Raw genomic sequence first — 20,740 nt, 5'->3', positions numbered from 1 at the left:
GCTCTATAAAATACAAAAAGAGGTTCTCCCAAAAGAGAACCTCTTTTTTTGTTCTTTTCAACTGAAAGAAAAGAACGCGTATAATAATGCTTCAAATCAAATATTTTTTTACTTTTGTATGGGCGTTTATGACGCATCGCGAATAAAATGTATAATAATAAGATTAATAATATAAACAATTAAGAACCATGAGATTTGATGTATCCAGCACTGCGCTGTTATCCCGTTTGCAGTCTATCAGCAAAGTTATTGCGTCTAAGAACTCTTTACCTATTCTCGACAGCTTCCTGTTCGACCTTGACGGTAATAAACTGACTATAACAGCTTCGGATGCTGAAACACGTCTGGTTACTTCTGTTGAGGTGATGAATTCAAAAGGTACCGGGCTTTTCGCTGTTTCTGCTAAGATACTGCTCGATCCTTTGAAAGAATTGCCGGAGCAACCGCTTACTTTTGATATCAACGATGAGAACCTGGAGATCTTTATCCATTTCCAGAACGGAAAGTACAATTTCATCGGGCAGAAAGGGGATACCTATCCGCAACAGAAGCCGCTGAATGATAATGCGATCGCAATTACTGTCGAATCGCAGATGTTGCTCAACGGTATCAGCCGTTCTTTATTTGCAACAGCCGACGACGAGCTTCGTCCGGTGATGAACGGTGTCTATTTCGACATTCATACGGATGACCTGACTTTTGTCGCTTCGGACGGACATAAACTGGTTCGTTTACGTAACCTGTCGGTGAAATCGCCGGAAAGAGCTTCTTTCATTTTGCCGAAGAAACCGGCTAACCTATTGAAGAATGTGCTGGCTAAAGGTTCAGAAATGGTAAGTATCAAGTTTGATGACAATAATGCTTATGTGAATTGCACGAACTTTGAAATGGTTTGCCGCCTGATCGAAGGACGTTATCCGAACTATAACAGTGTAATTCCGCAGGAAAATCCGTTTAAGGTAACGATCGATCGTGTTTCATTCCTGAATGCACTGAAACGTGTATCTGTATTCTCCAACCCGGCAAGCAGCCTGGTTAAGTTGCAGTTGAAGGAGAGTGAAATGATTGTTTCTGCACAGGATATCGATTTCTCTACTTCTGCGGAAGAAAAGATCGTGTGCCAGTTTGACGGAACAGAGCTGAACATCGGTTTCAAGGCAACTTACCTGATTGAAATATTGAGTAACATTAACTCGGAAGAAGTAATTCTGGAATTGGCTGATCCATCACGTGCCGGTTTGATCGTTCCTGCAGAAAATGAAGAGAACGAAGACTTATTGATGCTTCTCATGCCGATGATGTTGAATGACTAACAAATAAAAAATGCAATTAAACTTAAAGAACCCGATAGTCTTCTTCGACCTGGAGACTACGGGTATAAATATCGTAAAAGACCGTATCGTTGAAATCTCTTTTGTAAAGGTTCACCCTAACGGCAAGGAAGAGACGAAGACGAGAAGGATCAATCCGGAAATGCCGATTCCACCGGAGTCGACTGCCATTCATGGTATTACGGATGAAGATGTAAAAGATTGTCCTACCTTTAAAGAAATAGCCAAGTCGCTGGCTGCACAGATCGAAGGTTGCGACCTGGCCGGATACAACTCCAACCGTTTCGATATTCCTCTGCTGGCGGAAGAATTCCTTCGGGCAGGCGTGGATATCGACCTGAATAAACGCAAATTTGTCGATGTTCAGACTATTTTCCATAAAATGGAACAACGTACATTGTCGGCTGCCTATAAGTTCTATTGTGACAAGAGTCTGGAAAATGCCCATACGGCAGAAGCAGATACAATGGCTACCTACGAGATCCTGAAGGCGCAGCTGGACCGTTATTCCGAATTACAGAACGATATTGATTTTCTTTCCAAATATTCCAGCTTTACCGACAATGTGGATTTTGCCGGACGCATGGTATATAACGAAAAGGGAGAGGAAGTGATCAACTTCGGTAAATATAAAGGAAAGCTGGTAGAAGAAGTATTAAAGACAGACCCCGGATATTATTCCTGGATTATGAACGGTGACTTCCCGCTGAATACCAAGAAGATACTCACCGAAATTAAATTGAGAGGTTTTAATTCGAAATAACAGCAATGAACAACTTTGAGTTTGCCAATCCTGTAAAGGTTGTCTTCGGGAAAGGCTCAATTGCACGTTTATCCGCTTTGATCCCTGCCGGAAGCAAGGTCTTGATGGTCTACGGAGGCGGAAGTATAAAGAAGAACGGTATCTATGACCAGGTGACAGAGGCATTGAAAGGCTTTGAGGTGACGGAATTTCCGGGTATCGAGGCCAATCCGCACTATGAAACCTGTATGAAAGCGGTAGAGATCGTCAAGGAGAAAAATATAAACTTTCTGTTGGCTGTAGGTGGAGGGTCGGTTATCGACGCTACCAAATTTATTGCGGCCGCTTATTATTACGAAGGAGAGCCCTGGGATATTCTTTCGAAAGGTGGGGTGATAAAACAGGCATTGCCATTGGGGGCTGTCTTGACTTTATCGGCTACCGGTTCGGAAATGAACGAACGTTCTGTTATTTCACGTGTCGGGACTCGCGAAAAACTGAACTTTGCCAGTCCGTTAGTCTTCCCTCAGTTCGCTATCCTGGATCCGGAAGTGACTTATTCATTACCTGCCCGGCAGGTGGCGAACGGCGTGGTGGACTCGTTTATCCATGTTGTCGAACAATATCTGACCTATCCCGTTAATGCAAAAGTACAGGATGCTTTCTCCGAAGGCCTGATGAAGGTTATCTATGAAGAAGGAATGAAAGTACTGGATCATCCGAACGATTATGATATCCGTGCCAACCTGATGTGGGCTGCCACCAATGCTTTGAATGTATGGATCGGACAAGGAGTGCCTCAGGACTGGTCGTCCCATCGGATGGGATATGCTCTGACTGCCCAGTTCGGTTTGGATCATGCACAGACATTGGCTATTCTGTTGCCGGGTGTCATGACTTACATGTTTAAGGAAAAACAGGTGAAACTGGCACGTATGGGTGAAGTCGTATTCGGCATTACAGGAGGAACAGAAGAGGAACGTGCCCGTAAAACGATCGCTGCCTGTGAAGATTTCTTCCGTCATATGGGATTGAAAACCCGTTTAGGCGAATGCGGTATTAAGGAAAGCGATCTGGATGCACTGGCTGCCCCGGTAGATAAGCAGGGCTGGCATTTGGGTGAACACCATAATATTGACAGTAAGGTAACGCGCGACATCCTGATGTTGCGTTTATAAGAAAAAAAGATGTTGAAAGGTAAACATATCATACTGGGAATTACAGGAAGTATAGCGGCATACAAGGCTGCTTATATTATCCGTGCCCTGGTGAAGAAAGGTGCTGAAGTACAGGTGGTGATAACCCCTGCCGGAAAAGAGTTTATTACACCGATAACGCTTTCTGCTTTAAGTAGTAAGCCGGTTATCAGTGAGTTTTTCTCTAACCGCGACGGTTCATGGAACAGCCATGTCGACCTCGGATTATGGGCAGATGCTATGCTGATTGCTCCGGCTACGGCTTCGACGATCGGTAAGATGGCGAACGGTATTGCAGATAATATGTTGATCACGACTTATCTGTCATGTAAAGCTCCGGTGTTTGTGGCTCCCGCTATGGACCTGGATATGTTTGCTCATCCTTCTACCCAGCAGAACCTGGATCGTCTCCGTTCATTCGGAAACCATATCATTGAACCAGCCGAAGGCGAGTTGGCCAGCCATCTGGTTGGCAAGGGAAGAATGGAAGAACCGGACAAGATAATCACTGTCCTGGAAGAGTTTTTTGCTTCCCGATCCGTACTTGAAAAAAAAAAGATTGTAATAACTGCCGGTCCGACGTACGAAAAGATTGATCCCGTACGTTTTATAGGTAACTATTCTTCCGGAAAGATGGGATTTGCATTGGCGGAAGCCTGTGCAGCGCAGGGAGCGGAAGTTACATTGATCGCTGGACCGGTTTCGTTGACAACGACGCATCCGAATATACACCGGGTCGATGTAGAGTCCGCCGAAGAGATGTACGAGGCAGCTATGGCTGCCTATCCGGAGGCGGATGCCGGAATTCTGTGTGCTGCCGTGGCGGATTACCGTCCGGAGGTACAGGCTGACGAGAAGATCAAACGGGAAAGTAAAGGGGATATTATGCTTCACCTCGTACCTAACAAGGATATTGCTGCCTCTTTAGGAGCAATCAAACGGGAGGGGCAGGTGCTGATCGGTTTTGCGTTGGAAACGAACAATGAAGCGACCAATGCTGAAAGTAAGTTGAAGCGGAAAAACCTCGATTTCATCGTGTTGAATTCACTTCGTGATGCCGGTGCCGGATTTCGTTGCGATACCAATAAGATCTCAATTATCGACAACAAGGGAGAAGTAGCCAGCTATCCGCTGAAAAGTAAACAGGGGGTGGCGACTGATATCGTAAACAAGTTGGCAACATTATTGAAATGAAAATGATTAAAAGACTGTTATTCCTGTTCCTGTTGGGAACCCTACCTTTTACCGGTAATGCACAAGAGTTGATAGCCCAGGTCAAAATCAACAGAGATAAGATCCAGGGTACGACAACGGTGTTTGAAACATTGGAAAAAGCATTGATCGAGTTTATCAATAACCGGAAATGGACGGATGCAACCTTTGCTGTCAACGAAAGGATTGACTGTACTTTTAATATTATCATCAATGAAAAGCCTTCCGACAATAGCTTCAAGGCTGAAATACAGGTTCAGGCACGTCGTCCGGTCTATAACTCCAGTTATACCACCACATTGTTGAACTTTCGTGACACCCAGCTCGATTTCGATTACACGGAGTACGAACCGTTTGAATATACGGAAAACTCATTGAGCAGTAATCTGACGGCTACACTTGTTTTCTACATTTATACCATTCTGGGACTTGATTTCGATAGTTTTGCTCCGAAGGGGGGAAATCCTTTCTTTCAGCAGGCACAACAGATCGTAACCCTGGCGCAGGCGCAAATGTCGTGGAACGGCTGGAAGGCTTTCGATAGCGACCGTAACCGCCATGCTCTTGCTACTGCTCTGACGGATAACACTTCTGAGGCTTTCCGTGATATGTGGTACAACTATCATCGCAAAGGACTCGATGAAATGGCAGCTAATCCTGATCGTGGCCGTACGACAATTATCTCTCTGTTGCCGGTTATGGAGGAGTTGAAGAAAACCCGACCGAACTCTGTCCTGTTACAGATGTTTGCCGATGCTAAACTGGATGAAATCGTTGCTATCTATTCTAAAGCGACTACAACGGAGAAACAGGAAGGATATAAGCTGCTTTCTAATCTCTATCCGGCAATGACCACCCGTTTGGAGGCACTTAAAAAATAAAAATGAACTATGCTGAAATCTTTATTTATACAGAATTTTGTCTTAATAGATAGTCTGGATATTCAGTTCGATAACGGCTTTTCGGTGATAACTGGTGAAACGGGAGCCGGAAAGTCTATTATTTTAGGGGCATTATCATTGGTTCTCGGTCAGCGTGCAGATGGAAAGAGCATAAAGAATGGCTCCGACAAATGTGTGATCGAGGCGACTTTTGATGTTTCCAAATACCAGTTGGAAGAGTTTTTCCATACAAATGATCTGGAGTATGATCCGGAGATATGTATTCTTCGCCGGGAATTATTTGCTTCCGGTAAATCGCGCGCCTTCGTAAATGACTCGCCTGTTTCTCTGAATGTGATGAAGGAGTTAGGCAGCCGTCTGATCGATATCCACTCGCAGCATCAGAACTTGTTGTTGGGCGATAATCGTTTTCAGTTGAAAGTGATCGATGTAATGGCGGAGAACGAGATTCTGTTGATCCTGTATCGTAAGGAGTACCAGCGTTACCAGTCTCTGAAAAGGGAATTGAGGGAGGTGACGGAGAAAGCCGATCAGAACCGACAGGAAGAAGATTATATTCGTTTCCAGCTGGAGCAACTGACGGAGGCTCGTTTGGTTGCCGGTGAACAAGAAGAACTGGAACAGGAGTTGGAAACATTGTCGCATGCTGAAGATATCAAAGGTTCATTATATAAGATAACCGAGTTACTGAATGGTGAGGAACAGGGGAGTGTCCGCTTGATAAAAGAGGCGCTTTCTACTGCCGACTCTTTGGAACGTTATTATCCTAAAGCGAAAGAGATTGCCGAACGTTTGCGGTCGGCTTATATCGACCTGAATGATCTGGCTTCCGAAACCGATGTCCTGAAAGAAGATGTGGAGTTCAGCCCTGAACGCCTGGACTGGGTGAACGAACGTCTGAATACGCTTTATACGTTGGAGCAGAAACATCGTGTTTCTACCGTAGAGGAACTGATTGCCATACAGGATAAATATACAGAGCAACTACGTGATATCGATTCGTTCGATGAACAGATCGAAGCGATAAAGGGACAGTTGGATATTTCTCACCAGGAACTGCTTCAACAGGCTGCCGTATTGAGCGAGCAGCGTAAGATTGCCTCCCGTGCGATCGCCTCCCAATTGGTGGAGATGGTCATTCCGTTGGGAATGCCTAATGTACAGTTTGCCGTCGATTTCGTTTCCCGTCCCGAACCTGAAAGCGATGGAATGGACGATATCCGCTTTCTCTTCTCTGCCAATAAGAGCGGTGAACTGCAACCGGTGGCACAAACGGCATCCGGTGGTGAGATTTCCCGCCTGATGTTATGCATAAAGGCAATGATTGCCGGTTTTACTGCCCTTCCTGCAATTATTTTTGATGAAGTGGATACAGGAGTTTCCGGGGATATTGCCGATAAAATGGGGGATATTATGCAGGAACTGGGTGCAAAAATGCAGGTGATCACCATTACGCATCTACCACAGATCGCAGCAAAAGGTAAAGAGCATTTCTTTGTCTATAAGGAAGATACGACAGAACGTACGATTACCCGTATCAAGAAACTGAACAAAGATGAGCGCATAAAGGAAGTGGCTCGTATGTTGAGCGGTGCCTCCCTGACAGGGGCTTCGATTGCCAATGCGAAAGAGTTATTGAAGGTGAAACGGTGATTTTGCCTGTTAAACCATTTCATCCGGAATTGGTCATAGTAGTAATTACTAACTAAAAACTAAAAGTCATGAAACGGATTAGCTTTATATGTTTGTTGATTTTGTTGTGTAGTTTGCCGGGACGAGCTCAGTTTTGGATCAGTTTTGGTTGGAATGAACCACATTGCCAGAGTTGCCTTTGGATGGAACAGGCCATGCGTCTGAATGGACGACAAGCTGCCGATTATCACAATATCGTTCATAAATACGGTCAGAAGATAGAGAAAGAGGCCCGTAAACATTACCGTTACTGGGATCAGTCTGCCAAGAAAATATTCAATCTGCGTATGGAACGCGACCGTAAGTTGCAACGCGTTCTTTCTCCTTCACAGTTCCGCCTGTATGTTCGTTTCGTTCGCGAACGTCCGCAGCGTATTCATGATTATCAGGGTTGGTATAACAACCCTCATTATCCGGAATATCGCCCGTCGAATGTTTGCTGGCGTTATGAGGATCATTACTGGCATAACCAGTGGGAATATACTAACGGACGATGGAATGGACGTTTTGATGATGGTAAATGGTACCCGGGTAAATATGATCGCCCCGGTCATCCCGAACATCGTCCCGACCGTCCTAACCATAACAACGGTCAATGGCGTCCGGATAAAAATAACCGTCCCGATCATAACCAGCATTACGACAGACCTTCCAGACCGAAGAACGACCGGTATAATAAGGATAAAAATTCCGACAACAGGAAAGATCGTGACAAAAACCGTAAGGAAAAAGAAAAGAAAGATAACAAACGACAGGAAAGTAAGCGTTCTGAAGTGTATCGCAGAAGCTGAAAGTCGGTAAAAGTAGACGGATGTTCAGAGTCAATAAGCACATATTATTATTAATAGCCGGTTGTGTATGGATCATAGCCGGAATTAATATTCTACGGATCGGAATTCTTACATGGATGCATGATGCCCATTACTCGGTGCTTAAGGTGGGAGAAGCAGTTATCGTATTTTTGTTGTTCCTTAATTTTGTGTTTCTACGTCTATTCAGGAAGCATAGCGAACGTATTGCCCGAAAGGGAGAAAAAAATTGTCCTTTCTCTTTCTTTGATGTCAAAGGTTGGATTGTGATGATTTTTATGATCACTTTCGGTGTAGGAATCCGTCATTCCCGTTTATTGCCTGACTCCTTTATTTCTGTTTTTTATACGGGCCTTTCTTCAGCCCTTATCATAACCGGAATATTATTTCTTATTCAAGGCGTGAAGGAACGGCAAAACAGTAAATAATGTTTGTATATTTGCATTCGCATTCAATTGAAAGAATACAGTTAATATATATTTGATGAAAGAGAACGAAATGGTATTCGGCATACGTGCCGTGATAGAGGCTATCCAGGCCGATAAGGAAATAGATAAAATTCTTATAAAGCGCGAGTTGCAGGGGGAGTTGTCCCGTGAACTGTTTGAAGTACTGAAAGGACGTGAGATTCCTGTTCAACGTGTACCGGCAGAGCGTCTCGATCGTTTGACCCGGAAAAATCACCAGGGAGTGATCGCTTTTATTCCGGCTGTGACTTATCAGCGTCTGGAAGATATTATACCTTTTGTTTATGAGCAGGGAAAAAGCCCTTTCATCGTACTTTTGGACGGCGTTACCGATGTCCGCAATTTCGGAGCGATAGCCCGTACTTGCGAATGTGCAGGAGTCGATGCTATTGTTATTCCGGCAAAAGGAAGCGTCACTGTCAATGCTGATGCGATCAAGACATCTGCCGGAGCCCTGCATGTATTACCCGTTTGTAAAGAGAAAAGCATTTCGGAAGCGATCCGTTTCCTGCAGGCAAGCGGAGTGAAAGTATATGCTGCTAGCGAGAAAGCATACGAGAACTATACAGCTATCAAATATGAGGGTCCCGTTGCTATCGTAATGGGAGCGGAAGATACAGGTGTTTCGATGGATAACCTGCGTATCTGCGACAGCATGGTGAAGATTCCTCAGTTCGGGACGATCGGTTCACTCAACGTGTCGGTGGCAAGTTCTATCCTTATTTATGAGGTAGTGCGTCAGCGTATGAATGAAGAACAAAACAACTAATAGATAAACACAATGAAAAAAGTTATTGCAACAACAAATGCACCTGCCGCAATAGGCCCTTACAGCCAGGCAGTACAAGTAGGAAATATGTTATTTGCTTCCGGCCAGCTGGGTATCGATCCGGCAACAGGCAACTTCGTGGAAGGTGCTGTGAAGGAACAGACAGCACAGGCTTTCAAGAACGTTAAGGCTATCCTGACAGAAGCAGGATACGATATCGACGATGTGGTGAAAACAACCGTATTCCTTGCCGATATGGGCGATTTCGTAGCAATGAATGAAGTATATGCTTCACAGTTTGAAGGAACTTTCCCGGCTCGCTCTGCCGTAGCCGTAAAAACATTGCCGAAGAATGGTTTGGTAGAGATTGAAGTGATTGCTGTAAAGGCTTGATAATCATAGTTGAAAAAATAAGGGACTTTTGAATTCAAAAGTCCCTTATTTTGTTTTTAAAAGTCTGGTCTTAACATTTCAAAAGACCCTTATTTTATTTAGGGTACTACCTTCCGAATAATTTGTTAAGTAAATCTTTCTTTCCCATCTTCTGTAATGCCAAGGTTATTTGCCGGCGGAATTCCGGTTTATACCAGAAAAAGAATTGCCGTTGTGCCAGTTTCTGCTCCTTGGTACGTGCAGTATATACTTTCTCCAGGGTATAGGGATGATAACCGGTGTAATACATTTCCGTAGCCAGTGTCATAGGTGTAGGAGTGAAGTCCTGTACCTGTTCCAGTTGGAAATGCAGCTTTTTTGTTTCGATAGCCAGATTGGCCATGTCTATATCCGTACATCCCGGATGGCTGGAAATAAAATACGGTATTAACTGTTGGTTGAGTCCGTATTGTTTATTGACGCGATCGAATATCTTCTTGAATTGTCCGAATTGTTCGAAAGACGGCTTACGCATCATTTTCAGTACGTTATCTTCCGTATGTTCGGGAGCTACCTTCAGACGTCCGGATACGTGCCGGGCGATCAACTCTTCCGTGTAACTTTGTGCTGACTTATTCACGATTTCATCGTCATAACGATGCAAAAGAAGGTCGTAGCGTACTCCACTGCCGATAAACGATCGTTTGATACCGGGCAGCCGGTCAACAGCCTTGTAGATATCCAGTAGCGGAGTATGGTCTGCATTCAGGTTTTTGCATATAACAGGTGAGATACAGGACGGCTTTTTGCATTTGGCACAGATACTCTGATCCTTGCCTTTCATCTTGTACATATTAGCCGAAGGACCTCCCAGGTCGCTCAGGTTACCTTTGAAATCGGGCATTTCTGTAATTGCTTTTACTTCTTTCAGGATAGACTCTTTACTTCGGGAAGCAATAAACTTTCCCTGATGTGCAGAGATCGTACAGAAGGCACAGCCCCCAAAACATCCCCGGTGCATATTTACGGAGAATTTGATCATCTCGAATGCCGGTATCGTTTTCCCTTTGTATTTAGGATGTGGCAGGCGGGTATAAGGCAAATCGAATGAGGCATCCACTTCTGTTTCCGTCATGGGAGGGAAAGGAGGGTTGACGACAATTGTCTGTTTCCCCACCTGCTGGAGGATACGGGATGCATTATATTTATTTGATTCTTCTTCGATATGCCGGAAGTTTTTGGCCTGTTTCAGTTTGTCGGACAAACATTCCTCATGTGAGAAAAGTACGATGTCATCGGGCTTTTTCTCTTCTTTATCAGTCAGGTAAGCAGTCTGACGAATATCTTTCAGTTCGTAGAACGGTTCTCCGGCCTGTAAGCGCGTAACCAATTCGTTCATCGGTAATTCTCCCATTCCGTAAATCAATAGATCGGCCGGGCTATCTACCAGGATACCGGGTCGAAGCTTGTCCTGCCAGTAATCGTAATGTGTCAACCGGCGTAAAGAGGCCTCGATACCACCGAGTACGACAGGTATATCAGGATAGAGTTCTTTTAATATTTTGGTATAGACTATGCTTGGGTAATCCGGTCGCATACCTGCTCGGCGATCCGGTGTGTATGCATCGTCGCTACGTAACCGTTTGTTGGCTGTGTAATGATTAATCATCGAATCCATCGCACCGGGGGATACACCGAAGAAGAGACGTGGAACTCCCAGCTTTTTGAAATCCCGATAATCTCCACGCCAGTCCGGCTGCGGTACGATCGCGACACGAAGCCCCATAGCCTCGAGTGTACGTCCGATAACGGCAGCACCAAACGAGGGATGATCTACGTAAGCATCCCCACTAAAAAGAATTACATCTATATAATCCCATCCACGTGCTTCAACTTCTTTTTTAGTTGTAGGCAACCAGGCGTCAGGTCTGAAAGTTTTCATGTTGCAAAGGTAGACATTTGGGGTATAACTTTAGCTTATAGGGGATAGAATTTAATGATTGGTATATAAAAAAAGGATCCTTTACCTTTGTAACCGAAAAGAAAAATATAAGTGAAACAGCAAACATTATCAATAAGATATGTGTTATCCTGACAAACACAATTATTAAAAACAATACAGTATGAAAGCATTAACAGACGAAAAGCTAACCATTGTAGGTGCAGCAGGTATGATCGGTTCTAACATGGCCCAAACAGCTTTAATGATGGGGTTAACCTCTAATATTTGTCTTTATGATCCTTTTGCTCCGGCCCTGGAAGGTGTAGCGGAAGAAATGTTTCAATCCGGATTTGAATATGCCAATATTACTTACACTTCTGATATCAGCGAGGCATTAAGAGGTGCTAAATATGTCGTTTCATCCGGCGGTGCAGCCCGTAAAGCAGGTATGACCCGCGAAGATTTGCTGAAAGGTAATGCCGAAATTGCAGCCCAGTTCGGTAAAGATATACGCTCTTATTGCCCGGATGTAAAGCATGTGGTAGTGATCTTTAACCCGGCCGATATTACCGGATTGATTACCTTGTTATATTCCGGCCTGAAACCTTCACAGGTAAGTACGTTGGCTGCTTTGGACAGTACACGTCTGCAAACAGCACTGGCACAACATTTCGGTATCCGTCAAAACCTGGTGAAAGGATGTCGTACCTATGGAGGACATGGCGAACAAATGGCTGTTTTTGCATCTACTGCAACTGTCGATGGCAAACCGTTACTGGATCTGATCGGAACTCCCGAACTGACTGACGAACAGTGGGAAGACCTGAAGGTAAAAGTGATACAAGGTGGAAAACGTATCATCGAACTTCGTGGCCGTTCTTCTTTCCAGAGTCCGTCTTACCTGTCAATCGAAATGATCCGTGCCGCTATGGGTGGTGAATCCTTCCGTTGGCCTGCCGGAACTTATGTGCATACCGGTAAATTCGATCATATCATGATGGCTATGGAAACAGAAATTACCAAAGACGGTATTTTTTATAAAGAAGTAGAAGGTACGCCGAAAGAAAATGCAGAACTGGCGGAAAGTTATGTACACCTGAGTAAATTACGTGACGAAGTGATCGGTATGGGTATTATCCCTGAAATTCATTTGTGGCATACATTAAATCCGCATATTAAATAAGCAGTTTCTTAATATTATATACGAAGAAAGGAGTGACCGGTCTACCGGCACTCCCTTTCTTCGTATATGGTGTTTTATCTATTATAAATTTCTTTCCGGATACATCGCATCCCACCATTCCGGTTCATCCTTCAACCATTTGGCGAACCAACTGAAGATCGTATTCTGCCATTCAAGACGTTTCTTATAGTCGACAACTCCGTGGTTTTCACCGTCTACCTGGATAAATTCGACTGTTTTACCAAGCATTTTTAATGCCAGGAACATCTGAATACTTTCACCGATAGGGACATTGGTGTCCGCATTACCATGAAGCAGCAGGAGCGGGGTCTTTATCTTATCGGCATTGAACAACGGACTCTGTTTGGTAAAGAACTCCGGATTATTCCACGGATAAGTCCCTGTATTGGCAACCGAGCAATAGCCATATCCCCAATAACCTTCTCCCCAGTAACTACTCAGGGCACTGATACCGGCATGGCTAACTGCTGCCGCAAACAGATCGGTACGTGTTTGCAGATATTGTGTCATAAAACCACCGTAACTGGCTCCTGCGCAACCAATCTTTTTCGGATTTACGAAGGAATGTTCTTTACAGAATAATTCCGTACCGCGGATAATTTCTTCGGCTGTTACTTTTCCCCAGGCATTAACGTGGCGGGCGGCAAATTCTTGTCCGAAACCGGTTGTCCCGCTCGGATTAAGCGTGTAGACAACGTACCCTAATGCTGCGTACATGTGCATGGAGTAGCTGAACTCTAAAGCACGGTTTGTCGGGGATGTTCCACCGTAATAGTAAACGATCATCGGATATTTCTTTGACGGATCGAAGTTCGGTGGCAGGTAATACCGTCCCTGGATAGTTGAACCTTCGGCAGAGGTGAAGTTCCAGTCGTGTACTTCTCCCAGCTTGATGTCTTTCAGCTTTTCGGCAGACAGGTCATAGATCAGGCGGCTCTTCCCGTTTTTTAAATCAAAGGCATACAGTCTATTGGCGTTGGAAACGCTTTGTCCGTAATAGTACATGACTGGGGCCATTTCCGCTAATGAATAGTTATAGACCACATCCTCAGAAGTATTCAGTTGCTTGATTTTTCCGTTTGAAGGATTGCAGGTATAAATACGTAGGTAATCCTGATCTTCCGTCAGCATATAGATCTGACCGTCATATTTGTTCCAGACGGCACTTGTTACGTTCGGATCGAAGTCTTTGGTCAGGGCTGTCGCTTTCCGGGTGACCGGATCATAGAGGAATAACTGTCCGTCGTATGTATTTGATATTTGTCCTTCCTTAATATTTAATCCGATTCCACCGAAAGCATTTCCCGAACCACTGACCAATAATTGTTTCCCGTCGGGAGAGAAAGAACCGCCATTTACGTATTTGGCCTTTTCCCAAATAGTGTCGACCGCCATTGTCTGTAAGTCGAGTTTATAAAGGGAATTGCTGGAGAAAGGCAAAGAGGTGTAATCCTGTTCGCTGGTACTGAACAGCAGGTAACGGCTATCCGGACTTATGTCGTTGATGTAAGTGCTGTTGTGCCCGAATGTCAGCTGTTCGTACAAACCGGACTGCAGGTCGTACCGCCAGATAAAGTAACGGTTGCGAAAACCCGGCAGACGGTCGTTGGGTTCGAGGATACGGAGCATGTCGGGACCATCCTTCGGGCCTTCTTCCTGTATGGTGAAAAGGAGGCTTTTTTCGTCAGGTGTGAAGCTGAAACTACCTTCCGGCAGATTGTTTGCCAGTATTTCTTCCTGCATAGTGGCGGGATCGACGGCAACCAGCTCTTTTCCTGTTGAGGCTGTACGTGTGAAATACATCTTATTGCTTGTCGGCATCCAGCTGGCTTCCATTATAAATCCTTTATCCTGCAAGAGGATACGTCCGGTTGAAGCATCGCGCAATTGGGCGAAAGATTCACTTTTGCCACCTTCCAGGCGGGTATAGTATTTGACCAATACATATTTACCGTTGGGTGAAACGCTGGCTCCACGGAAGTTTGTTCCTTCCAGGACGTCGCGCGAAGTATAACGTTTCTCCGGGTTGAGGGATGCGATGACTTCGGCCTTTTCACCGCTTTTATAGATCGCTTTTAAGGTAGGAGGACAGGTGTCGTTTTCTGCTGTCAGGTATTTGATCACTACTTCGTACCGGTGGGGTTCCATCGTTAACTCGGAAGTGGCACTTACCGGCTTGTTGTTTACATATACGTCGAACGAACCGGGACCGGAAACTTCCAGTGTCCCTTTTGTGTACCGGTCACTGTTTAGATAGAACGAGAAAAGGTGAAGTGCATATCCCTTTTCCGGAGCTTTGAAACGGATTATTCCGGCTGTATCGGCATCCAGAACAGTTGCATTCGACAAAGCTCGGTCGAAGGGTACAGTCGATTTGAGCAGATTCTTTATCTCAAAAGGTTTACCGTTCACATTCAAGCTGTCGGCCATGATCGGTTTGTTCACCGGGATAGGACCGGCGTGCAGGAACTGCATTACTTTTATATCCTCTGCCGCCTGTAAGGTAAAGGCGGAGAAAAGCATTGCAGAGAGAAAGTAGGTACATTTATTCATATAACTTGTGTTTATTGATTGCGTATGCCGCTGACCAGGTAAAGATTATCGGTATCTTCCATATCCTGTATATGGAAGAACGGTTCCATCATTGCGGCCACTTCCCGTACGGGAGGCAGACCGAATGAAATCCGGTTGGCTTGTTTATTGTGGTGGCCGTTGATCGATTCGCGTCCTTCGCTATGGCAGATCACGAGTTCACCACCGGGAACAAGCAATCCGGTCAGATGGGCGATCAGTTTTTCCGGCTGTTCAAAATGAGGAAATACACTGTAGGCTATGATGAAGTCGAACTGTTCATCTTTCAGATCCATCACATCCATACAGCGGAAATCGACCGTATCCACCGCATATTTATTGCGGGCCTGCTCGATCATCCGGGGAGAAATATCTATTCCTGTGATATGGGCAGGGGAATAAGTAAGCAGATATTGTTCCAGTATACCTGTTCCGCATCCCACATCTAATATCTTCAGCCCTTTATGCAAGGTGGTGTGTTCCAGTATATAAGTGATCTTTTCGGGATCATGATAACAAAGTTCATCCCAGCGATCGGCCAGGGCATCGAAGAAACCGGCTATTTTATTCATGTTAATTGCCCCTCCCAGACAAAGCAACCGGAAAACTGCTCCTTCAGGTGAGTCGGATTTTCAAACAGTCCGAATACGGAAGAGCCGGACCCAGACATAGATGCATATACGGCCCCCGCTTGGTAAAGCGTTTCTTTGATTTGTCCGATAACCGGATGTTTGGTGAATACGCTTTGTTCAAAATCATTTATCATTAACTTTTTCCATTCGGAAACGGGCCTGTTTATAATCTCTTTAAGAGATAGAGCCGGGGCTGCCGGTGTGACCAGTGAATAGGCTTCGGGAGTGGATACCGCTACATCGGGTTTTACCAGGCAGAGGTGATAGTTTTTCAACGATAGCTCGACCGGTTCAAAAATATTTCCTGTACCTGTAGCAAAGACAGGTGTGTTACGGATAAAGAAAGGACAGTCGGCACCGATGGTCGCTGCTAACTTTTCCAGTTCTTCCGGTTGTATATTCAATTGACAGAAGTCATTCAACAGTTTCAACATGAAAGCGGCATCAGCCGATCCTCCGCCTAGCCCGGCACCGAAAGGGATTGCTTTCAGTAAATGGACCTCCAAAGCCGGAATATCATATTGGGTTTTAAGCAGGTTCAATGCTTTTATTACCAGGTTCTTTTCCATAGGGGCATCTACTTGTATGCCGGTTTGGGTGAAAGACAGTTCTTCCGCACTTACTATTTCAAGTGCGTCTTTCACGGGTATGGGATAGAATACAGTTTCAATATTATGATAACCGTCCGGTCGCTTATTGACGACGTTTAGACCCAGGTTTATTTTGGCATTAGGAAAACAAATCATAGATAGAGTTTTTTAATTATGTTTTATAGACAAACGTAGACAAAATAATTAGTATAAACAAGTTGTTTTGCTTGGTTTTGTGTCGTTCATATTAGGGATGGCTTTATTATTCTTTTTTGGAAATAAGGAAGCGTTGATTTTTCGAAATATTGATTATCTTCGCCGCGTGCTAATTTAATTCTAATCGAAAATTCAAGAAAATGAAACGAATCGTTTTTTTAGACTATGTACGCGTGTTTGCCTGCTTCCTTGTTATGGTCGTTCACGCCAGTGAAAATTTTTATGGTGCTCCCGGATCCACGGACATGGCGGGGCCGCAATCCTTTTTAGCCAATGAGGCAGACCGGCTGTGGGTGGCTGTGTATGACGGTTTCTCACGTATGGCAGTTCCCCTGTTTATGATTGTCTCCGCCTTTCTTCTTGCACCGATGAAAGAAGGACAGACCATGTGGCAGTTTTATCGCCAGCGTTGTATCCGTATCCTGCCGCCGTTTTTCATATTCATGATATTATACAGTACTTTGCCTATGTTGTGGGGGCAGATAGATGGAGAAACATCCATAAAGGATCTGTCGCGGATATTGTTGAATTTCCCAACATTGGCCGGGCACTTATGGTTTATGTATCCTCTGATCAGCCTTTACCTCTTTATACCTATCATATCACCCTGGTTGAGTAAAGCAACGGCGAAGGAAGAGCGCTTCTTTATCGGGCTGTTCCTGTTAACGACATGTATGCCGTATCTCAACCGCTGGTGCGGTGAAGTGTGGGGGCAGTGTTTCTGGAACGAATATCATATGTTGTGGTACTTCTCCGGTTATCTGGGGTATCTTGTTCTGGCACATTACATACGTGTTCATCTTACGTGGGACCGTACCAAACGGCTTGGCATAGGATTCGTCCTGATGGTCGTAGGGGCTGCACTGACTATCTATTCGTTCTATATCCAGGCTATACCGGGAGAACTTCATACTACTCCCGTAATAGAAATAGGATGGGCCTTCTGTACGATCAACTGTGTGCTTCTTACCGCGGGCACATTCCTTATGTTCACATGTATAGACCGTCCGAAGGCTCCAAAACTGATAACAGAAATGTCGAAACTCAGCTATGGTATGTATCTTATGCATATATTCTGGCTCGGATTATGGGTAACAGTGTTTAAGCAAACTTTGGCATTGCCGACTGTAGCTGCCATACCTGGCATTGCGGTGAGTACCTTCGTCAGCTGTTATGTAACGACTAAGCTTCTTTCTTTTTTACCCGGTAGTAAATGGATAATCGGAGATTAAAATAATGTAAGTGTTTAGTATATAAAAAGTCCCGGTATTTTCTTTAAGTAAAATACCGGGACTTTTTATGTTTACCTTAACTCATTAAGGCTCTGCAATCGTTTCTTCTGCGAGGATACGTGTTTTATCGGCATCGCTCTGGATATTGGGTTGTTCCAGACCGTAGTGTTTGATCTTGTCTTCACGTTTCAAGAGGAGGGCGATAATCAAAGCCAATACACCGAAACTGGTAAAGATAGCCATTGGAAGTGTGTAATCGTATGCCGGTTTTCCCGTACCGTTATCGATCTTGCAATACGTATCCAGTACCCATCCGATCAGAAGTGGAACCATGCTCAATCCGATATTCTGTACCCAGAAGATCAGGGCATAAGCAGTACCCAGCTGTTTTTCCGGAATGATTTTCGGAACAGATGGCCACATAGCCGACGGAACCAGTGAGAAAGCGATTCCCAGCACCACCATTACGATCGTGGCAAACCACCATTCGTTCAGGATCGGTAATGTGAACAGCAGGTGTACACCGATCAGCATCAATGCACCGCAAATCATGATAGTTGCGCCTTTACCTTTGCGGTCGTACAGGTTTCCGAAGAACGGTGTCAACAGGATCGTACCGAAAGGCAGGATGGCGGGAATGTTACCGGCGAGGTCGGGGCTTACATTATATTTGTTGACCATCAAGTCGGTTGCATATTTCAGGAATGGGAATACGGCAGAATAGAACAATACGCACAACAGGGCGATCAACCAGAAACCTTTACTGGAAATGATCAGACCGATATCTTTCAGACGGAACGGTTCTTCCTCTTCTGCCTGTTCGACGGCACTCATGGAAGCATCCAGCTTGCGGTCCATTACACAGAAAACAAGGAACGCGATCAAGCCGATGCACAGCATACAGAGGCAAAGCAGGATCGGAGCGGAGATGCTACCGAAGAACTTCGATGCCGGAACAGTAATCGACAAGGCCAGTGCCGTACCCAGACGGGCTGTTGCCATTTCGAGACCCATTGCCAATGCCATTTCTTTTCCCTTGAACCATCTTACGATGATCTTGGAAACAGTGATACCGGCAGTTTCCACACCTACACCGAAGATCGCATATCCGAGGGCGGCTACCATTACCTGGGCTTTCCATCCGAACAGTTCACCTTCCATGGTAAAGAAGTCGGATATGGCATAATATTTAAGTGAACAACCGATGATCATTAAAATACAGGCACCGACTCCGGTAAAACGGACCCCCATCTTATCCAGTACGATACCCCCGATGATCAACATGAAAAGGAAGACATTGAACCAACCGTAGGCACTTGTGAAGAAGCCATATTCGGTACTGTTCCAGGAAAGTTGTTCTTCCAGCATCGGTTTAAGCGGGGCCATCACGTCGGTGAGGAAATATCCGCAAAGCATGGTAAATGCGACGAGCGCGAGTACGCTCCATCGAGCTACTTTTGAGTCGCTCAGTTTCTGGTGAATTTGTTCAATCATGATATTTGTTTTAATTAAGTTATATTATTTGTCTTATTTCATGAAAAGGGGAAGTGCATCGGCTACGATAAAGGTACTTCCTCCGATAAAGATCGTATCTTCTTCATGAGCACGTCCCAGGGCACGTGCAACGGCATCGGCTACGCTGTCGCAGACCACTCCGCTCAGTCCGTGCCCAACTGCCATTGCTGCGAAATCGGTGGCAGGCATCGCCCGTTCGACGGATGCCTGAGTGAAATAGTAGAAAGCATCTTTGGGCATCAGTTCCAGTACGCCGTTGATATCCTTGTCGTTTACCATTCCGACGATCATATGGGTTTGCCGTGAATGTTTTATGACTTCGTTCAGTTGCATATTCAGATACTCCCAGCCGCCTATGTTGTGACCTGTGTCGCATATCACTTTCGGCTTTTCCTGCAAGGTCTGCCAGCGTCCCATCAATCCGGTCAGTTCCACTACATGTTCAAATCCTTCCCGCACGGCTTCCTGCGAAATGTTCACTCCTGTACTCTCAAGCAGATTGAGGGCTGCCAATACGGTTTTTGCATTTCTGACCTGGACTACGCCGCCCAGTTCTCCGAACAATTGTCCGTATTCAACAGAGTCGAGGTACCATTCGCCGGTATCCATCAGGTAAGACTCTCCGAGCAAATCCTCTTCAGAAGCAAAATACACCAGTGTTTTGTTTTTGACAGCAGCTTCGGAAAATACTTTGGCCACACTATGAGTATACACTTCTCCAACCAATGCAGGTACATTCGGCTTGATGATCCCTGCTTTTTCGAAAGCGATCTTCTCGACTGTATCGCCCAGGAACTGGGTATGATCGAGACTTATGTTCGTTATGATGCTCAGAATCGGAGTAATGATATTCGTACTGTCTAGGCGTCCGCCCATACCGACTTCAATAACGGCGAAGTCTACCTTTTCGGCACGGAAATAATCGAAAGCCATGGTAGAAGTCAGTTCAAAGAAGGAGGGATGAAGAGGCTCGAAGGTAGTACGGTGGCGTTCTACAAAATCTACAACATATTCCTGGGGAATCATTTTACCGTTGACACGGATACGTTCGCGGAAGTCGATCAGGTGGGGCGAAGTGAAAAGTCCGACTTTATATCCGGCCTGCCGAAGGATTGCGGCCAATAGATGGCTGATGGAACCCTTCCCGTTCGTTCCTGCTACATGAATCGTTTTATATGCTTTATGAGGATTACCCAGATAGTTGTCCAGTGCAATACTGGTATCTAATCCCGGCTTGTAAGCGGAAGCTCCGCTGTGCTGAAATACCGGAATGCTTGTATATAGATAGTGAAGCGTTTCTTCGTAAGTCATGCTGTTCGTTTTTATAATTGGCAAAAGTAGTTAAT

The 20,740-nt window shown here is 45.0% G+C and carries 18 protein-coding genes; 12 read left to right on the top strand and 6 right to left on the bottom strand.

What is annotated here, in order from left to right:
* Nucleotides 1-188: 188 nt before the first annotated feature.
* The 10 genes from dnaN to BQ7394_RS11895 all read left to right on the top strand — a co-directional run bounded on the left by dnaN (nucleotide 189) and on the right by BQ7394_RS11895 (nucleotide 9,513).
* The gene (gene dnaN / locus BQ7394_RS11940) at nucleotides 189-1,313 is read left to right on the top strand and encodes a DNA polymerase III subunit beta (RefSeq protein WP_075557642.1); all 1,125 of its coding nucleotides are present in this window, start codon (nucleotides 189-191) and stop codon (nucleotides 1,311-1,313) included.
* A gap of 10 nt (nucleotides 1,314-1,323) precedes the next feature.
* On the top strand, nucleotides 1,324-2,094 hold the full coding sequence (locus tag BQ7394_RS11935; protein ID WP_075557641.1) for a 3'-5' exonuclease: 771 nt from the start codon (nucleotides 1,324-1,326) through the stop codon (nucleotides 2,092-2,094).
* A gap of 5 nt (nucleotides 2,095-2,099) precedes the next feature.
* Nucleotides 2,100-3,251, top strand: coding sequence for an iron-containing alcohol dehydrogenase (locus BQ7394_RS11930; protein WP_075557640.1), 1,152 nt, complete (start codon nucleotides 2,100-2,102; stop codon nucleotides 3,249-3,251).
* A 9-nt stretch (nucleotides 3,252-3,260) separates the two neighbouring features.
* Nucleotides 3,261-4,463 (top strand): bifunctional phosphopantothenoylcysteine decarboxylase/phosphopantothenate--cysteine ligase CoaBC, encoded by a 1,203-nt coding sequence (gene coaBC / locus BQ7394_RS11925; protein ID WP_075557639.1) that lies wholly within the window; start codon nucleotides 3,261-3,263, stop codon nucleotides 4,461-4,463.
* Nucleotides 4,460-5,362, top strand: coding sequence for a type IX secretion system protein PorD (porD, locus tag BQ7394_RS11920; protein ID WP_075557638.1), 903 nt, complete (start codon nucleotides 4,460-4,462; stop codon nucleotides 5,360-5,362). Before coaBC ends, porD begins: the two co-directional genes overlap by 4 nt.
* A gap of 9 nt (nucleotides 5,363-5,371) precedes the next feature.
* Nucleotides 5,372-7,036 (top strand): DNA repair protein RecN, encoded by a 1,665-nt coding sequence (gene recN, locus BQ7394_RS11915; RefSeq protein WP_075557637.1) that lies wholly within the window; start codon nucleotides 5,372-5,374, stop codon nucleotides 7,034-7,036.
* Nucleotides 7,037-7,104: 68 nt separating this feature from the next.
* The gene (locus tag BQ7394_RS11910; protein WP_075557636.1) at nucleotides 7,105-7,866 is read left to right on the top strand and encodes a hypothetical protein; all 762 of its coding nucleotides are present in this window, start codon (nucleotides 7,105-7,107) and stop codon (nucleotides 7,864-7,866) included.
* 20 nt (nucleotides 7,867-7,886) lie between these two features.
* Entirely contained in the window at nucleotides 7,887-8,312 is a 426-nt protein-coding gene (locus tag BQ7394_RS26285) for a hypothetical protein (protein ID WP_075557635.1), read from the top strand.
* Nucleotides 8,313-8,367: 55 nt separating this feature from the next.
* Nucleotides 8,368-9,120, top strand: coding sequence for a 23S rRNA (guanosine(2251)-2'-O)-methyltransferase RlmB (rlmB, locus tag BQ7394_RS11900; RefSeq protein WP_075557634.1), 753 nt, complete (start codon nucleotides 8,368-8,370; stop codon nucleotides 9,118-9,120).
* Between the two features lie 12 nt (nucleotides 9,121-9,132).
* A complete protein-coding gene (locus BQ7394_RS11895) occupies nucleotides 9,133-9,513 on the top strand; it encodes a RidA family protein (protein WP_075557633.1) in 381 nt (126 codons plus the stop codon).
* A gap of 106 nt (nucleotides 9,514-9,619) precedes the next feature.
* On the opposite strand, the gene BQ7394_RS11890 is transcribed toward BQ7394_RS11895, so the two are convergent.
* A complete protein-coding gene (locus tag BQ7394_RS11890) occupies nucleotides 9,620-11,434 on the bottom strand; it encodes a YgiQ family radical SAM protein (RefSeq protein WP_075557632.1) in 1,815 nt (604 codons plus the stop codon).
* A gap of 181 nt (nucleotides 11,435-11,615) precedes the next feature.
* On the opposite strand from BQ7394_RS11890, the gene BQ7394_RS11885 reads away from it, so the two are divergent.
* Nucleotides 11,616-12,617, top strand: coding sequence for a malate dehydrogenase (locus BQ7394_RS11885; RefSeq protein WP_075557631.1), 1,002 nt, complete (start codon nucleotides 11,616-11,618; stop codon nucleotides 12,615-12,617).
* Nucleotides 12,618-12,698: 81 nt separating this feature from the next.
* Here BQ7394_RS11885 and BQ7394_RS11880 read toward each other — a convergent pair whose 3' ends face one another.
* The 3 genes from BQ7394_RS11880 to ispE are packed head-to-tail and all read right to left on the bottom strand — an operon-like array spanning nucleotide 12,699 to nucleotide 16,587.
* Nucleotides 12,699-15,191 (bottom strand): S9 family peptidase, encoded by a 2,493-nt coding sequence (locus tag BQ7394_RS11880; RefSeq protein ID WP_075557630.1) that lies wholly within the window; start codon nucleotides 15,189-15,191, stop codon nucleotides 12,699-12,701.
* An 11-nt stretch (nucleotides 15,192-15,202) separates the two neighbouring features.
* Nucleotides 15,203-15,781 carry a class I SAM-dependent methyltransferase gene (locus BQ7394_RS11875; RefSeq protein WP_075557629.1) on the bottom strand — a complete coding sequence of 193 codons (579 nt, stop codon included), beginning with the start codon at nucleotides 15,779-15,781 and terminating at the stop codon, nucleotides 15,203-15,205.
* Nucleotides 15,778-16,587 carry a 4-(cytidine 5'-diphospho)-2-C-methyl-D-erythritol kinase gene (gene ispE, locus BQ7394_RS11870; RefSeq protein ID WP_075557628.1) on the bottom strand — a complete coding sequence of 270 codons (810 nt, stop codon included), beginning with the start codon at nucleotides 16,585-16,587 and terminating at the stop codon, nucleotides 15,778-15,780. Before ispE ends, BQ7394_RS11875 begins: the two co-directional genes overlap by 4 nt.
* Nucleotides 16,588-16,787: 200 nt before the next feature.
* Between ispE and BQ7394_RS11865 the strand changes: the two genes are divergently transcribed.
* Nucleotides 16,788-17,879: an acyltransferase gene (locus BQ7394_RS11865; protein WP_075557627.1), complete on the top strand. Its 1,092-nt coding sequence runs from the start codon at nucleotides 16,788-16,790 to the stop codon at nucleotides 17,877-17,879.
* A gap of 84 nt (nucleotides 17,880-17,963) precedes the next feature.
* Here the strand turns inward: BQ7394_RS11865 and BQ7394_RS11860 are convergent, their stop codons facing one another.
* Together BQ7394_RS11860 and BQ7394_RS11855 are read right to left on the bottom strand one after the other, a co-directional pair.
* Entirely contained in the window at nucleotides 17,964-19,373 is a 1,410-nt protein-coding gene (locus tag BQ7394_RS11860) for an MFS transporter (protein ID WP_075557626.1), read from the bottom strand.
* A 33-nt stretch (nucleotides 19,374-19,406) separates the two neighbouring features.
* Complete coding sequence (locus BQ7394_RS11855) at nucleotides 19,407-20,705, bottom strand: bifunctional folylpolyglutamate synthase/dihydrofolate synthase (protein WP_075557625.1); 1,299 nt, start codon at nucleotides 20,703-20,705, stop codon at nucleotides 19,407-19,409.
* Between the last annotated feature and the right edge of the window lie 35 nt (nucleotides 20,706-20,740).

This window comes from Parabacteroides timonensis (genome assembly GCF_900128505.1).
Lineage (GTDB): Bacteria > Bacteroidota > Bacteroidia > Bacteroidales > Tannerellaceae > Parabacteroides > Parabacteroides timonensis.
Note: the sequence above shows the minus strand (reverse complement) of the source record. Positions and strands in the feature narration are given on the sequence as shown.

Coding starts and splice junctions, on each gene's coding strand:
- dnaN (WP_075557642.1), top strand. CDS start 189: ATGAGATTTGATGTATCCAGCACTGCGCTGTTATCCCGTTTGCAGTCT.
- BQ7394_RS11935 (WP_075557641.1), top strand. CDS start 1,324: ATGCAATTAAACTTAAAGAACCCGATAGTCTTCTTCGACCTGGAGACT.
- BQ7394_RS11930 (WP_075557640.1), top strand. CDS start 2,100: ATGAACAACTTTGAGTTTGCCAATCCTGTAAAGGTTGTCTTCGGGAAA.
- coaBC (WP_075557639.1), top strand. CDS start 3,261: ATGTTGAAAGGTAAACATATCATACTGGGAATTACAGGAAGTATAGCG.
- porD (WP_075557638.1), top strand. CDS start 4,460: ATGAAAATGATTAAAAGACTGTTATTCCTGTTCCTGTTGGGAACCCTA.
- recN (WP_075557637.1), top strand. CDS start 5,372: ATGCTGAAATCTTTATTTATACAGAATTTTGTCTTAATAGATAGTCTG.
- BQ7394_RS11910 (WP_075557636.1), top strand. CDS start 7,105: ATGAAACGGATTAGCTTTATATGTTTGTTGATTTTGTTGTGTAGTTTG.
- BQ7394_RS26285 (WP_075557635.1), top strand. CDS start 7,887: ATGTTCAGAGTCAATAAGCACATATTATTATTAATAGCCGGTTGTGTA.
- rlmB (WP_075557634.1), top strand. CDS start 8,368: ATGAAAGAGAACGAAATGGTATTCGGCATACGTGCCGTGATAGAGGCT.
- BQ7394_RS11895 (WP_075557633.1), top strand. CDS start 9,133: ATGAAAAAAGTTATTGCAACAACAAATGCACCTGCCGCAATAGGCCCT.
- BQ7394_RS11890 (WP_075557632.1), bottom strand. CDS start 11,434: ATGAAAACTTTCAGACCTGACGCCTGGTTGCCTACAACTAAAAAAGAA.
- BQ7394_RS11885 (WP_075557631.1), top strand. CDS start 11,616: ATGAAAGCATTAACAGACGAAAAGCTAACCATTGTAGGTGCAGCAGGT.
- BQ7394_RS11880 (WP_075557630.1), bottom strand. CDS start 15,191: ATGAATAAATGTACCTACTTTCTCTCTGCAATGCTTTTCTCCGCCTTT.
- BQ7394_RS11875 (WP_075557629.1), bottom strand. CDS start 15,781: ATGAATAAAATAGCCGGTTTCTTCGATGCCCTGGCCGATCGCTGGGAT.
- ispE (WP_075557628.1), bottom strand. CDS start 16,587: ATGATTTGTTTTCCTAATGCCAAAATAAACCTGGGTCTAAACGTCGTC.
- BQ7394_RS11865 (WP_075557627.1), top strand. CDS start 16,788: ATGAAACGAATCGTTTTTTTAGACTATGTACGCGTGTTTGCCTGCTTC.
- BQ7394_RS11860 (WP_075557626.1), bottom strand. CDS start 19,373: ATGATTGAACAAATTCACCAGAAACTGAGCGACTCAAAAGTAGCTCGA.
- BQ7394_RS11855 (WP_075557625.1), bottom strand. CDS start 20,705: ATGACTTACGAAGAAACGCTTCACTATCTATATACAAGCATTCCGGTA.